This window comes from Staphylococcus sp. HMSC13A10 (assembly GCF_001808005.1).
Classification (GTDB): Bacteria; Bacillota; Bacilli; order Staphylococcales; family Staphylococcaceae; genus Staphylococcus; species Staphylococcus pasteuri.
The window spans coordinates 316,015-331,279 of the sequence record NZ_KV791884.1 but is presented as its reverse complement, the minus strand read 5'-3'; the positions used below and the strand labels follow the sequence as shown (position 1 = coordinate 331,279).

The window sequence follows — 15,265 nt, the reverse complement described above, 5'->3', positions numbered from 1 at the left end:
TTTATAATGACACACTATCATTTTGTCGGAATTAAGGGTTCTGGCATGAGTTCATTGGCACAAATCATGCATGATCTTGGGCATGAAGTGCAAGGCTCAGATATTGAAACTTATGTTTTTACAGAAGTTGCTCTAAGAAATAAAGGTATAACTATCTTACCGTTTGATAGTAACAATATTAAAGAAGATATGGTAATTATACAGGGTAATGCTTTCCCTGATACACATGAAGAGATAGTCAAAGCACATCAACTTAAATTAGATGTGATTAGATATCATGATTTTCTTGGCCATGTAATTAACCAATATACTTCGGTAGCAGTTACTGGTGCACATGGTAAAACATCAACAACTGGATTGTTATCTCATGTGATGAATGGAGATAAAAAGACTTCATTCCTTATAGGTGACGGTACAGGAATGGGTTTACCTGGCAGTGACTATTTTGCATTCGAAGCTTGCGAATATCGACGTCACTTTTTAAGTTATGATCCTGACTATGCAATTATGACAAATATTGACTTTGACCATCCTGATTATTTCAGAGATGTTGATGACGTTTTTGATGCATTCCAAGAAATGGCTCAAAATGTAAAAAAAGCTATCATTGCATGGGGCGACGATGAATATCTTAGAAAATTAGAAGCGGATGTACCCATTTATTACTATGGTTTAAAAGAAACTGATGACGTATATGCTAAAAATATACAAATCACTGAACAAGGTACACAATTTGATGTTTATATTAATGGAGAATTTTATGATCAATTCCTATCACCACAATATGGTGACCATAATATTCTAAATACATTAGCTGTTGTAACTATTAGTTATTTAGAAAAAATGAATGTTGATAATATAAAAGAAGCATTAGAAACATTTGGTGGTGTAAAACGTCGATTTAATGAAACAAAAGTATCAAATCAAGTATTAGTAGACGATTATGCTCACCATCCAAGAGAAATTAATGCTACAATTGAAACAGCTAGAAAAAAATATCCACAAAAAGAAGTTATTGCTGTATTCCAACCACATACATTCTCAAGAACTCAAGCATTCTTAGAAGAATTTGCAACAAGTTTAAGCGCAGCTGACCATGTTTTCTTATGTGAAATTTTTGGTTCTATTAGAGAAAACACTGGTGAATTGACGATTCAAGACTTGATTGATCGTATTGATGGATCAGCATTAATTGATGAAAATAGTATAGATGTATTAGAGAAATTTGATAATGCTGTAATATTATTTATGGGCGCTGGAGATATTCAAAAAATCCAAAAAGCGTACTTAAATAAATTAGGTATAAAAAAAGATTTCTAATATGTTTATAATGATTTCTCAAGGGTATTAAATATTAATGAATTTTATAATTAGGTATTTAGGAGGCGTTTTTAATGGATTGGATTTTACCAATTGCTGGAATTATCGCTGCGATAGCGTTCTTAATTTTATGTATCGGTATCGTTGTAGTGTTAATTTCTGTTAAGAAAAATTTAGATCACGTGGCTAAAACACTTGATGGTGTTGAAGGTCAAGTACAAGGTATTACAAGAGAATCTACTGATTTACTTCATAAAGTTAACCGTTTAACTGAAGATATTCAAGGTAAAGTTGATCGTTTGAATTCTGTAGTTGATGCTGTTAAAGGTATTGGTGACTCAGTTCAAACATTAAATGGTTCAGTTGACCGTGTAACTAATTCTATTACACACAACGTATCTCAAAATGAAGATAAAATTTCTCAAGTAGTACAATGGTCAAATGTGGCAATGGAAATTGCTGACAAATGGCAAAATAGACACTACCGTCGAGGAAGTGCAAATTACAAAGCAAACACAGTAGCAAATGATACAGATCATAGCTATACTACACGTGTTGACAAATAATTAATAAGAATGAACTAAATGCACTTAAATGAGGTTGTTACTTGTTTAAGTGCATTTGTTATAGGGAGGAATAAATCATGGAACACTATAATCGTGATGATTTTGAAAGAAATAATACTGGAAATGATTTATACAGCCGTCATACTCGTATAAATAATCAAACACCACAACGTAAAGATTTTGTTGTAAGCTTTATTACCGGTGCTTTAGTAGGTTCAGCTTTAGGGTTATATTACAAATTGAAAGTTTTCGAAAAAGCTGATCAAGCGATTGCCAAAGAAAAAGAACTACGTGAAAAAGCATTAAATTACAAATCTCAAGCAGAACGACATTTTGAATCTGTTAAAAACCAAGTTGAAAACTTCAGAAATAAATCAAAAGATGGTATCTCATCTGATGAATTATCAGCACAAAAAGTCGCAATCCAAAGAGAAGTAAGCGACAATAATTTAGCAGATCAATCACCAGAAGCTAGAGATATTCAAGAAGCAAAATTAGAAGCAGAAGGAAATTCTGGATCAGATGCTTCAGCTGCAGAATTAGCAGCACAACAAAACGCAATTCAAGCTGAAACAAATAAAGATAGTTTAGCAGATCAGTTGCCACAAGCACGTGAAATACAACAAGCTAAACAAGAAACACAAAATAAAGAACAACAATCTAGTACAACACCATCAGCTACAGAATTAGCAGCACAACAAAATGCAATTCAAGCTGAAACAAATAAAGATAGCTTAGCAGACCAATCACCACAAGCACGTAAAATTCAAGAAGCTAAGGAAGAAAGTCAGAATGAGGAACAACAATCTCATATAAATAGTAATCAACACGTATCATCTGAAGAAGTTGTAATGGCAAAATCTGCTATTAAAGAAGAATCTTCACTATCTGATCCATCAAAAGAAAAAGCTAGCAAATCAACACAATCTAATGCAGATAAATTAGCAAGTGCAGCTAAAACGAAGAAAACAAAATTAGATAATGATGCTAATGTATCAGCTAATACTAAAGCTTTAACAAAAGAACAGGGTGTAGCCAAAAATAATAAACAATCTACACCAAATTTAGTAACTAAAACTGAAGAACAATCAACAAAAAATAATGATGGCTCATTTGCTAATAGACTAGCAAGTGCAGCTAAAACTAAAAAAAGTAAATTAACTAAAGGTTCTAAAGAATCTCAATTAACTAAAGCATTACTTGAAGAAGCACCAATTGCAAAATCAACGATGACTAAAGTACCTAATTTAGTTACTAAAACAACAACAAAATCTAACCAAAATAATAAATCAGCACAATCATCATCTAAACAATCTAGTACTAAGCAACCAACAAAAAAACAAAGTAAAGCACAGTTTGATAAAGGTGTCGTAACAAGACAAAATAATAATCAATCAACTAAAAAATCTAATAGTCAAGCTAAAGCAACAACAAAATCAACTAAAAAAAATAGTAATCAAACAACAGCACAAACAAAATCAACTAAGAAAACAACAAAATCATCTAATCAAAATAAAGCACAACAAGATAAAACAAAATCTACTCAACAAAAAGTAGAAAAAACAACTAGTAAAATCGAAAAACGTACTTTTAATGACTAATTAGTTTGTATTTAATATAAGTTAATATTATGATATTAATATAAGCACTCATTGGTTAGTATTTGATTTTAGTGGTTAAAATTAAATGTATAACATATTAGAGTGGAACCCATCATTCATTTACAGTAGGATGTATGACGTTCTGCTCTTTTTCTTTTTTAAAATATGTGTTCATAAATGGGAATATGATAATACTATCATATTTTTAGAAAATTTAATCAATTCCGACAATTATAACTTGAACAATAAAATGTTAATTGTTAGAATGATTCGTAAATACATTTATTTTATCGCTTTAAAGTGATACATATAATGTGCAACTAATAGTATAGAGGTGGAATGACTATGGGTAATAAATTAGATAGCTACAGACAAGAAATTGTCTCATTAAACGATCAGATTTTAGAGTTATTATCTCGACGTGGTGAACTAGCTCAAAAAATTGGAGAAGAAAAAATTAAACAGGGTACACGTGTATATGACCCTCAACGTGAAAAGGAAATGATTAACGATCTTTTAGATAAGAATAATGGTCCGTTCAATGATAATGTGATTAAACAATTATTTAAAGAAATTTTTAAAGCCTCTACAGATTTACAAAAATCAGAGAATGAAAAACATTTATACGTATCTAGAAAATTAAAACCTGAAGATACAATTGTTCATTTTGATAATGGAGGTAAATTTGGAGAAGGTTATAAATCATTTGTTTTTGGTCCATGTTCAGTAGAATCGCAAGAACAAGTAGATACAGTTGCTGCTGATTTACAAGCAAAAGGTGAGAAATTTATACGTGGTGGAGCGTTTAAACCACGTACGTCCCCATATGATTTCCAAGGTTTAGGTGTTGAAGGTCTTAAAATCTTAAAAAATGTTAAAGATAAATATAATTTAAATGTCATTAGTGAAATCGTAAATCCAAATGATTTTGAAGTTGCAGATGAATATCTTGATGTTTTCCAAATTGGTGCACGTAATATGCAAAACTTTGAACTTTTAAAAGAAGCTGGTCGTACAAATAAACCAATTTTATTAAAACGTGGATTATCAGCAACAATTGAAGAATTCACATATGCTGCAGAATATATCGCATCTCAAGGTAATAGAAATATTATCTTATGTGAGCGTGGAATTAGAACATATGAAAAAGCAACTAGAAACACATTAGATATTTCTGCTGTACCAATATTAAAACAAGGTACACATTTACCTGTGATGGTCGATGTAACACACAGTACTGGTAGAAAAGACATTATGTTACCGACTGCAAAAGCTGCACTTGCTGTAGGAGCAGATGGCGTTATGGCAGAAGTACATCCAGATCCTTCAGTAGCATTAAGTGATGCAGGACAACAAATGGATTTAAAAGAATTTAATAAATTTTATAATGAATTAAAACCACTAGCAGACTTATATAACCAAAAGAAATTAAAATAATCGATAATGAAATTAAAGCTACTTCATTGAACAAAAGGTATTTTGTAAAGAAGTAGCTATTTTTGGTTTGAATTTAATTTATTTGTACAAAATATATCTTTTAATATGCATCATTAGAAATTTTGTTTTAAAGTGAATATAATTTAAATCTACAATTTTTCTGACAGAAATGTGAACAACAAAACAAATTTATTTCACTGCATCTTTAAATATGGTAAACTTTGAAAATAATATGAAAACACGGTATAATAGCGTATAAAACGCTTGCAAGGAGGAAATTATGACAGTAACAATTTATGATGTGGCAAGAGAAGCCAGAGTGTCGATGGCAACTGTTTCTCGTGTTGTTAATGGTAACCAAAACGTAAAGCCTGAAACTCGAAATAAAGTGAATGAAGTAATTAAAAAATTAAACTATCGTCCAAATGCAGTTGCACGTGGGCTTGCTAGTAAACGAACTACGACTGTAGGTGTGATTATTCCTGATATTTCAAACGTTTATTATTCACAACTTGCACGTGGTTTAGAAGATATTGCTACAATGTATAAATATCATTCAATCATTTCAAATTCAGATAATGATCCTGAAAAAGAAAAAGAAATTTTTAACAATCTTTTAAGTAAACAAGTAGATGGTATTATATTCTTAGGAGGTACAATTTCAGAAGAAATCAAAGAATTAATCAACCAATCATCAGTACCAGTCGTTGTATCAGGTACGAATGGTAAAGATGATCATGTTGCTTCTGTTAACATTGATTTTGAAAAAGCTGCTCAAGAAGTAACACAACATTTAATTGACCAAGGTGCTAAGAAATTTGCATTAGTTGGTGGTGATTATTCTAAGAAAGCCCAAGAAGATGTTTTAGATGGTTTAAATACAGTGCTATATGATAATAATCTAATATTAGAAGATGCGCTTCATTTAACAGGGGCTGAAAGTTACAAAGAAGGCATGAAAGTTTTTGATGAAATGAAAGATAACTTACCTGATGCTGTATTATCAATCAGTGATGAACAAGCGATCGGTGTGTTACACGGCGCATTAGATTCAGGTATAAAAGTTCCTGAAGATTTACAAATCGTTAGTTTTAATAATACGCGTTTAGTAGAAATGGTTAGACCACAACTTTCAAGTGTAATACAACCATTATATGATATTGGTGCTGTTGGAATGAGATTATTAACTAAGTATATGAATGAAGAGGAAATTGAAGAACCTAATGTGATTTTACCTCATAGAATTGAATATCGTGGTACGACAAAATAATTAAATAATATACGTACTATGTAATAAACACCCCATAAATTAGACTGATAACTAATTTATGGGGTGAAATTATTTGGATGTAAAATCATACCAACTTGCTATTAAATCTGCTACACGTGCATTTTTTTCTGAAATTTCATCAGTTCTAGGTATATACGTATAATCATTCAAACGGTCTTCCCATCTTTTTGGAAGTGTCACTGAGCTATAATGTTTCCATTTATTAATCCAAGTTAATGGTAAATAACCTTTTTGAATAGGCTCATTAATTAAACTTAAATATAAATGACTCCAGGCACGAGGCACAACTCTCCATAAATTATAACCTCCGCCACCAAACATAATTATTTTATTATGAGTATATTTTTCAGCAAGTGCTTTAATTATATAAGGTAGTTGATATAAAGAATTTAAAGTACAACTTATATGTGTTAGCGGATCTCTGTAATGAATATCCACTCCATTGACGCTTAAAATGATATCAGATTTAAATGCTGCAATGACAGGTTCAACTGTAGATTTAAATGAGCGCAAGAATGATTCATCTTCTGTATAAGGTTCTAATGGTACATTGACTGAATAACCATAACCGATATCTTCACCACGTTCAGTATAATGTCCAGAACCAGGAAATAAAAACTTACCAGTTTCATGGATAGAATAGGTTAATACATCATTGCTCGTATAAAAACTCCACTGAGTACCATCTCCATGATGTGCGTCTGTATCAATAATCATTTGCACGACCTGGTAAAGCATGATGCAAGCCACCACCTAAATGACAACCATTTGTATAAGTACCGTCCATAATCTTATCTGCTAAGTTTAAAGCACCACCTACAATACGAGAACAATGACGATGCATATGTCTAAATGGAACTGTATCATCATTAAAACCATATTTTTTAGCTTCTTCAGAACTTAAGATGCCATGTGATGCATGTTTAATCGCTTGTATATAATCATAACGATGTATCAAAGCGAGTTCATCTTCTGTAGCAATTCGAGGTGTTAAAATATTTTCATTAGATAAAAACTGTGCATCTATTAAAAGTTCAGTTGTTAATTTTAAACGCATTTGATTAAAAGGATGCTCATTATTAAATCTATATTTTAAAATATCATCTGAGTATACATAACCTGTTTTATTTTTATTACTCATAAGCTCATTCCTTTCAATCTGCTAATAAAAGAAGCGGTTTTGAAATCTAATATCGTCGAAAGCATGTTGTTGATCTAAACTAATTCTTTTACCAATTCTAGCCATTAAACAATTTGCTGGATGACTTGTAATTTCTGGATCATCTGTAGCAAAGACTTCTAAACCGCCTTTTTGCATTAATTTTTGCATTAACCGTTTATATTCAAATACATCTAGTTGGGCATGTTTTAAGTCCCAATGCCAATAATATTCAGTTGTTAAGACAATATAATCTTCAAATTCATCAGCTGATAAACTGATTTGAATTAATCTCCCACCTAAATGTAAATGACGGTAACCTTTGCTTAACTCGATTGCACCAAGCTCAATTAAATAGGGGAGTTGGCCAGTAGACCATCTTTCTAATTCATCTGGATAATGATACATAACATAACCTATAATATGTTTGTCTCTCCGAATAATATAAACTCTACCTTCAGGTAACGTAGTAATTTCTAATAAAGCTTCAAATTGTTCATTGTAGGATCTAAATGCATTTAATCCATCGTTGAAAGTAAGCGTTTTCAAAAAAGAATATGAAACAGGGCCTTCTATTATAAAATGCTGATCTTCTAAGTATATATTCTCTTTAATATAAGATTTTATATGTTGCATATCTTCACCTCCTAATTAAAACCTCCTTGTTCTTTATACTTATTATACTTTTCTTGATGTAAAATGACAAAAATGATGTCAATTATAATTAAATGTTTTGAATAATGTGACAATTATATGTATAATTCACTATAAAGAAAGCGATTTCATAAATCGAAGGGGGATTTTCTTATGAAAGTTGAAGTATATAAAAGTGAACCTGGAAATTATAATTTGCAAGATTATGAACAAACGTATAATAACTTTGATTGGAAAGATGTTGAAAAGGCATTCTCTTGGAATAAGACAGGAAAAATCAACATGGCTTATGAATGTATAGATAGACATGTTGATGAGGGTAAGGGAGAAAAGATAGCATTAAACTATAAAGACGAACGTCGTCATGAATCATACACATTTGAAGAGATGAAAAAATACTCAAATAAAGCAGCCAATGTTTTAAAAAATAAAGCTAATGTTCAAAAAGGGGATAGAGTATTTATTTTCATGTCAAGAACACCAGAATTGTATTTCGCTTTCTTAGGTATTTTAAAAATTGGTGCAATTGTTGGACCACTATTTGAAGCATTTATGGAAAAAGCTGTGGCAGACAGACTTGAAAATAGTGATGCTAAAGTCATTGTTACAAATAAAGCATTATTACCACGAATTCCAAAAGATAAATTACCTAACTTGGAAACAATTGTTGTAGTAGATGACGATGTGGATGAGGCATATGTTGACTTTAATACTGAATTTAAAAAAGCTAGTGATGAGTTTGATATTGAATGGTTAAATGAAGACGATGGCTTAATTTTACATTATACATCTGGCTCTACCGGTCAACCTAAAGGTGTACTACATGTTCAAAAAGCAATGTTAGTTCACTATATTTCTGGAAAATATGTATTAGATTTACAAGAGGATGATGTTTATTGGTGTACAGCAGATCCAGGTTGGGTAACTGGAACGTCATATGGTGTCTTTGCTCCATGGTTAAATGGTGTTACAAACTGTATTGTTGGTGGTCGATTCTCTCCAGAACAATGGTACAAAATGATTCAAGACTTTAAAGTAACAATTTGGTACACTGCACCAACGGCTTTACGTATGTTAATGAGTGCTGGTGACGATATTGTAGAAAAATATGATTTGTCATCATTACGTTCAATCTTGTCTGTTGGTGAACCACTCAATCCAGAAGTTATCAAATGGTCTAAAGACGTTTTCCATAAACGTGTCTTAGATACTTGGTGGATGACTGAAACTGGTGGACATATGATTGTTAACTATCCTGCCATGGACATTAAATTAGGTTCAATGGGTAAACCATTACCTGGCATCGAAGCAGCTATAGTAGATGATGAAGGTAAAGAATTGCCACCTAATAGAATGGGTAACTTAGCAATCAAAAAAGGATGGCCATCTATGATGCATTCTATCTGGAAAAATCCAGAAAAATATGATTCTTACTTTATCGGAGATTGGTACGTTTCAGGGGATTCTGCATATAAAGATGAAGACGGATATTATTGGTTCCAAGGACGTGTAGATGATGTGATTATGACTGCTGGTGAACGTGTAGGCCCATTTGAAGTTGAATCTAAGTTAGTAGAACATGAAGCAGTGGCTGAAGCAGGTGTCATCGGTAAACCAGATCCTGTACGTGGTGAAATTATTAAAGCATTCGTAGCACTGAGACAAGGTTATGAACCAACTGATGAATTAAAAAATGATATTCGCCAATTTGTAAAAGAAGGATTGTCTGCACACTCTGCACCACGAGAAATTGAGTTTAAAGATAAACTACCTAAAACACGTTCAGGTAAGATTATGAGACGTGTATTAAAAGCTTGGGAATTAGATTTAGATGCTGGTGACTTAAGTACAATGGAAGATTAATAATTGACATTAGAAAAATGCATTTACAAAACTCTATTTTCACACATTAACGTCAATAAGTAACTAAAAGGACCTAATTATTTTTAGGTCCTTTTTATGTGTAGAATTCGATGGCGTTTTTGAAAACGCTATCAAATATTCGACATCAATAAATAAGTCGGTTATTATTAAAGATGTAAGAGCAATTGAATCATGTACATAACTGATTCTTACACTTATTTTTATAATTTTATAAATATTTATAAGGGGTTGAAATAAGTTGGCACATTTATCAGATTTAGAAATTGCAAACCAATCAAAATTAAGACCTATTAGTGAAATTGCTAATGAGGCAGGAATTTCAGATGAAGCTTTAGAACAATATGGACATTATAAAGCTAAAATTGATATAAACCAAATTAAACCTAAAGACAATAAAGGTAAGGTAGTATTAGTAACTGCAATGAGTCCAACTCCAGCTGGAGAGGGTAAATCAACAGTAACAGTAGGATTATCAGATGCTTTCCATGAACTAAAGAAAAGTGTCATGGTAGCTTTACGTGAACCTGCTTTAGGACCTACTTTTGGTATTAAAGGTGGCGCAACAGGCGGCGGTTATGCACAAGTATTACCAATGGAAGATATTAACTTACATTTTAATGGTGATTTCCATGCTATTACTACTGCAAATAATGCTTTATCTGCTTTCATAGATAACCATATACACCAAGGTAATGACTTAGGCATAGATCAACGTAGAATTGAATGGAAACGTGTTCTAGACATGAATGATCGTGCACTACGTCATGTAAACGTTGGTTTAGGTGGTCCAACTAACGGTGTGCCACGTGAAGATGGATTTAATATTACTGTTGCCTCAGAAATTATGGCTATTTTATGTTTAAGTCGTAATATTAAAGATTTAAGAGAAAAAATAAGTAAAATAACAATTGGATATACACGCGATCGTAAACCAGTTACCGTTGCAGATTTAAAAGTTGAAGGCGCATTAGCTATGATTTTAAAAGATGCAATTAAACCTAACTTAGTACAGACAATTGAAGGTACACCTGCATTAGTTCATGGTGGCCCATTCGCTAACATTGCACATGGTTGTAATTCTATTTTAGCTACAGAAACAGCGAGAGACTTAGCTGATATTGTTGTCACAGAAGCAGGCTTTGGTTCAGATTTAGGTGCTGAGAAATTTATGGATATCAAAGCCCGTGAAGCTGGTTTCGAACCTTCAGCTGTCGTCTTAGTGGCAACAGTTCGTGCTTTAAAAATGCATGGCGGAGTCACTAAGGATAACTTGAAAGAAGAAAATGTAGATGCAGTTAAAGCTGGTATTGTTAACTTAGAACGACACGTTAATAATATTAAAAAATTTGGTGTAGAACCAATTATTGCAATTAATGCATTCATTCATGATACAGATGCTGAAGTAGAATTTGTTAAATCATGGGCAAAAGAAAATGGCGTAAGAATTGCTCTAACTGAAGTTTGGGAAAAAGGTGGCAAAGGCGGAGTTGACCTCGCTAATGAAGTTCTAGAAGTTCTAGATCAACCACAAAATTTCAAACCACTTTATGAATTAGAACAACCACTAGAAGATAAAATTGAAACAATTGTTAAAGAAATTTATGGCGGTTCAAAAGTAACATTCACTAGTAAAGCTCAAAAACAATTAAAACAATTTAAAGATAATGGTTGGGATCATTACCCAATTTGTATGGCTAAAACACAATACTCATTTAGTGATGATCAAACAGCATTAGGAGCACCAAGTGATTTCGAAATCACAATCCGTGAATTAGAAGCTAAAACTGGTGCAGGATTTATCGTTGCATTGACAGGTGCAATTATGACAATGCCAGGTTTACCTAAAAAACCTGCTGCATTAAACATGGACGTAACTGATGATGGACATGCAATAGGATTATTCTAAAATATATAGTTAACCCCTTGATAATTTATTGAATATTATCAAGGGGTTATTTTTAATTTGATGATTTTTTAGGTTTAGTTAATAAATGAGTTTTAATATTATATTGTTTTGCTTTTTGATATTCTGCCTTTGTAATTTTTTCTTCTACTAGCATACGTTTTAGAACATAATGTTGTCTTTGTATGCTATATTCAATTTCATTTGCAGGTTTTAAGTTACCATTTTCGTCATAGGGTGTATAACCATATGGACTTTGTAATAACCCAATAAGATAAGCGGATTGAGCGATATTTAAATGTTCCGCTGAAACACCGAATAAACTATAAGATGCAGATGAAATACCAGTGATATTAGCACCGTTATAATCTCGTCCAAATGGAACAATATTTAAATAGGTGTAGATAATTTCCTTTTTGCTTAATATATCTTCAAGTCGTTGAGCTAGTATAATTTCATTAGCCTTACGACTATATGTTTTTTCATTAGTTAACACTTGATTTTTAACTAATTGTTGTGTAATGGTGCTGCCACCAGAACTATGTTCTTTCTGAGATAAATCTTGAAACATTGCTCTTAAAATGGCTTTTGGAAGAATGCCGTTATGCTGGAAAAATAAAGTATCTTCTGAAGACGTTAGCGCTTTAATAACATCTGGATTCACATGTTTAGGACCTACTATTAATGGATTAAGTGAATGATCATATTCATATAAGATGTCCTTGTTTTTATAATTAATTAAATCATCTCCAGCAAAGTGAATGACTTTATGTTTTAATGCATTATCACTTATTGATGATGCTTCTTTAGTTAGTTGGTGAAAATAAACTAGGGCAGCTAATAAGATAATAAGTGTAAACACTACACCGATTATAAAAACTGAAACAATGATGTGTTTAATTCGTTTATATAATTTTTCAAATCGAAACAAATTATCATGTTGCCGATGTTGTTTCATATTATCCATAGCAAACCTCCTTATTTTAGCTTATTATATCATACTCGGTAAGTTGACTTTTAAAATAATGTTAACTATAATTAGATTCAAATACATAGGTTTCAGATGAAGGACAAGTAGCTTTGTAGAGAATTTCAGAGAGTTAGTGGTTGCTGTGAACTAATATTTTCTATTTTGTGAATACACCTTTTTATTACAAGTCTGACGTTTGATTAATGAACGTATCATTAAGAGAGATATTAGGTTAAAGAATATCCAACAATTTTGGACACTTAGATAACTAAACGTTTGAGTATTATACCAAATGAATTAGTTTTAGAATTGTGGATGATTCACTTATGAAGCCTAAATTTAAGTATGGTGGTACCGTGCAAATGCGCCCTTACATTGATGAAATGTAGGGGCATTTTTTTGTTTAATTGTATATCTAATACACTTTTGATGATAGTATCTTTAAAAGTTATTGATATTTAGATATTCAGTAAAATATGATATGAACCATTTAAACTTAAAAGGCTTATCTTTCAATCACACTTACATCTAAACTTATGATAATAAAAGAATATTTTTAGGAGGAATTGAATAATGTCAAATGCATTAATTGAAGATTTAAAATGGCGTGGACTTATATATCAACAAACTGATGAAGCGGGAATTGAAGAATTATTAAATAAAGAACAAGTAGCTTTATATTGTGGTGCAGACCCAACAGCAGATAGTTTACACATTGGTCATTTGCTTCCATTTCTAACTTTAAGACGTTTTCAAGAGCATGGTCATCGTCCGATTGTATTAATCGGTGGTGGTACAGGTATGATTGGTGATCCATCTGGTAAATCAGAAGAACGTGTATTACAAACCGAAGAACAAGTAGAAGCTAATGTACAAGGTATTAGTCAACAAATGCATAAACTATTTGAGTTCGGTACAGATAAAGGTGCAACTTTAGTTAACAATAAAGATTGGTTGGGGCAAATCTCGTTAATTAGCTTTTTACGTGACTATGGTAAACATGTTGGTGTTAACTATATGCTAGGAAAAGATTCTATCCAAACAAGATTAGAACATGGTATTTCTTATACAGAGTTCACATATACTATTTTACAAGCAATTGACTTTGGTCATTTGAACCGTGAATTAAATTGTAAAATCCAAGTAGGTGGTTCAGATCAATGGGGTAATATTACAAGTGGTATCGAATTAATGAGACGTATGTATGGACAAACTGAAGCATATGGTTTAACTATTCCACTAGTAACTAAATCTGATGGTAAGAAATTTGGTAAATCAGAATCTGGTGCTGTTTGGTTAGATGCAGAAAAGACAAGTCCATACGAGTTTTATCAATTTTGGATAAACCAATCAGATGAAGATGTAATAAAATTCTTAAAATACTTTACTTTCTTAAGTAAGGAAGAGATTGATCAATTAGAACAATCAAAAGAGGAAGCACCACATAAACGTGAAGCACAAAAAGCATTAGCTGAAAATGTAACTCGTTTTATCCATGGTGAGGCTGCTTTAAACGATGCCATTAGAATTTCACAAGCATTATTTAGTGGAGATTTAAAATCATTATCAGCTAAAGAATTAAAAGAAGGTTTCAAAGATGTACCTCAAGTTGAATTATCTAAAGAAACTACAAATATTATTGAAGCGTTAATTGAAACAGGAATTGCTACTTCAAAACGTCAAGCGCGTGAAGATGTTAATAATGGCGCAATTTATATTAATGGTGAACGTCAACAAGATGTAAATTATGAACTTTCAGATCAAGACAAAATCGAAGACGAATTTACTATTATTCGTAGAGGTAAAAAGAAATACTTTATGGTTAATTACAAATAAATTATTTAAGATCTTGAATCAATTACCTAAAGATCTAAATTGGTGTGTGGGAGGTTAAAACTTGAATAAAGAAGAAGTCATCATGAGAGGGTTGCGAAACATGTTTAATAAAATTGCATGGCTAAATAAAGATGAAATGCAAGAAGCGCTAAAAGAATACAAATCAAGTGAAGTTCATTGTATTGAAGCCATACATGACTTAAAAAACCCTAATGTTAAAAGTTTAACTGAACAATTATTTATGACAAGAGGTGCCATAAGTAAATTGACAAAACGTCTTCAAACAAAATCGTTGATTGAAAGTTATCGAAGCGATAGTAATAAAAAAGAAATATATTTTCGACTTACACCAAAAGGTCAACAAGTTTATAACACACATCAGCAACTACATGCTAAGTTTGAAGCAAGAGATCGAGTGGTATTCGACAATTTATCACAAGAAGAATTTGATAGTATATATCAATTTATTGAAAGATATAATAACCATTTAGATGATGAAATTAAGAAAAATGAATTACAACTTTAAATAAATTTAGAAAGTTATAGTTTCGAGAATGAGGCATTATTGATGCCTCATTTTTATTTTTCAAATTTTTATTGTTGACAAGGAAACAAAATAGGCGTAAATTTGTTGACGTAGAAAC

Annotated in this window: 11 protein-coding genes and 1 pseudogene; 9 read left to right on the top strand and 3 right to left on the bottom strand. The window is 31.5% G+C overall.

What is annotated here, in order from left to right; genetic code table 11:
* Positions 1 to 6: 6 nt before the first annotated feature.
* From murC to ccpA, 5 genes are all read left to right on the top strand, one after another.
* A complete protein-coding gene (murC, locus tag HMPREF3125_RS11855; RefSeq protein WP_017638259.1) occupies positions 7 to 1,320 on the top strand; it encodes a UDP-N-acetylmuramate--L-alanine ligase in 1,314 nt (437 codons plus the stop codon).
* A 74-nt stretch (positions 1,321 to 1,394) separates the two neighbouring features.
* Positions 1,395 to 1,886, top strand: coding sequence for a DUF948 domain-containing protein (locus HMPREF3125_RS11850; RefSeq protein ID WP_002467416.1), 492 nt, complete (start codon positions 1,395 to 1,397; stop codon positions 1,884 to 1,886).
* A 77-nt stretch (positions 1,887 to 1,963) separates the two neighbouring features.
* Complete coding sequence (locus tag HMPREF3125_RS11845; protein ID WP_070453994.1) at positions 1,964 to 3,487, top strand: coiled-coil domain-containing protein; 1,524 nt, start codon at positions 1,964 to 1,966, stop codon at positions 3,485 to 3,487.
* Between the two features lie 345 nt (positions 3,488 to 3,832).
* On the top strand, positions 3,833 to 4,924 hold the full coding sequence (locus HMPREF3125_RS11840; RefSeq protein ID WP_017638257.1) for a bifunctional 3-deoxy-7-phosphoheptulonate synthase/chorismate mutase: 1,092 nt from the start codon (positions 3,833 to 3,835) through the stop codon (positions 4,922 to 4,924).
* Positions 4,925 to 5,204: 280 nt separating this feature from the next.
* On the top strand, positions 5,205 to 6,194 hold the full coding sequence (gene ccpA, locus HMPREF3125_RS11835) for a catabolite control protein A (protein WP_070453992.1): 990 nt from the start codon (positions 5,205 to 5,207) through the stop codon (positions 6,192 to 6,194).
* Between the two features lie 69 nt (positions 6,195 to 6,263).
* Here the strand turns inward: ccpA and HMPREF3125_RS11830 are convergent.
* Both HMPREF3125_RS11830 and HMPREF3125_RS11825 read right to left on the bottom strand, forming a co-directional pair.
* Positions 6,264 to 7,356 (bottom strand): annotated as a pseudogene (locus HMPREF3125_RS11830) (acetoin utilization protein AcuC).
* A gap of 21 nt (positions 7,357 to 7,377) precedes the next feature.
* Positions 7,378 to 8,010 (bottom strand): GNAT family N-acetyltransferase, encoded by a 633-nt coding sequence (locus HMPREF3125_RS11825; RefSeq protein ID WP_070453989.1) that lies wholly within the window; start codon positions 8,008 to 8,010, stop codon positions 7,378 to 7,380.
* Between the two features lie 171 nt (positions 8,011 to 8,181).
* Between HMPREF3125_RS11825 and acsA the strand changes: the two genes are divergently transcribed.
* Positions 8,182 to 9,891, top strand: a complete 1,710-nt coding sequence (gene acsA / locus HMPREF3125_RS11820; protein ID WP_070453988.1) for an acetate--CoA ligase — start codon at positions 8,182 to 8,184, stop codon at positions 9,889 to 9,891.
* A gap of 259 nt (positions 9,892 to 10,150) precedes the next feature.
* Positions 10,151 to 11,818, top strand: coding sequence for a formate--tetrahydrofolate ligase (locus tag HMPREF3125_RS11815; protein WP_029055653.1), 1,668 nt, complete (start codon positions 10,151 to 10,153; stop codon positions 11,816 to 11,818).
* A 52-nt stretch (positions 11,819 to 11,870) separates the two neighbouring features.
* Here HMPREF3125_RS11815 and HMPREF3125_RS11810 read toward each other — a convergent pair whose 3' ends face one another.
* The gene (locus tag HMPREF3125_RS11810) at positions 11,871 to 12,782 is read right to left on the bottom strand and encodes a transglycosylase domain-containing protein (protein ID WP_029055654.1); all 912 of its coding nucleotides are present in this window, start codon (positions 12,780 to 12,782) and stop codon (positions 11,871 to 11,873) included.
* A 576-nt stretch (positions 12,783 to 13,358) separates the two neighbouring features.
* Here HMPREF3125_RS11810 and tyrS point away from each other — a divergent pair.
* Together tyrS and HMPREF3125_RS11800 are read left to right on the top strand one after the other, a co-directional pair.
* Positions 13,359 to 14,621, top strand: coding sequence for a tyrosine--tRNA ligase (gene tyrS / locus HMPREF3125_RS11805; protein ID WP_017638250.1), 1,263 nt, complete (start codon positions 13,359 to 13,361; stop codon positions 14,619 to 14,621).
* A 61-nt stretch (positions 14,622 to 14,682) separates the two neighbouring features.
* Positions 14,683 to 15,147 (top strand): MarR family transcriptional regulator, encoded by a 465-nt coding sequence (locus HMPREF3125_RS11800; protein ID WP_070453986.1) that lies wholly within the window; start codon positions 14,683 to 14,685, stop codon positions 15,145 to 15,147.
* The last annotated feature ends 118 nt before the right edge of the window (positions 15,148 to 15,265 follow it).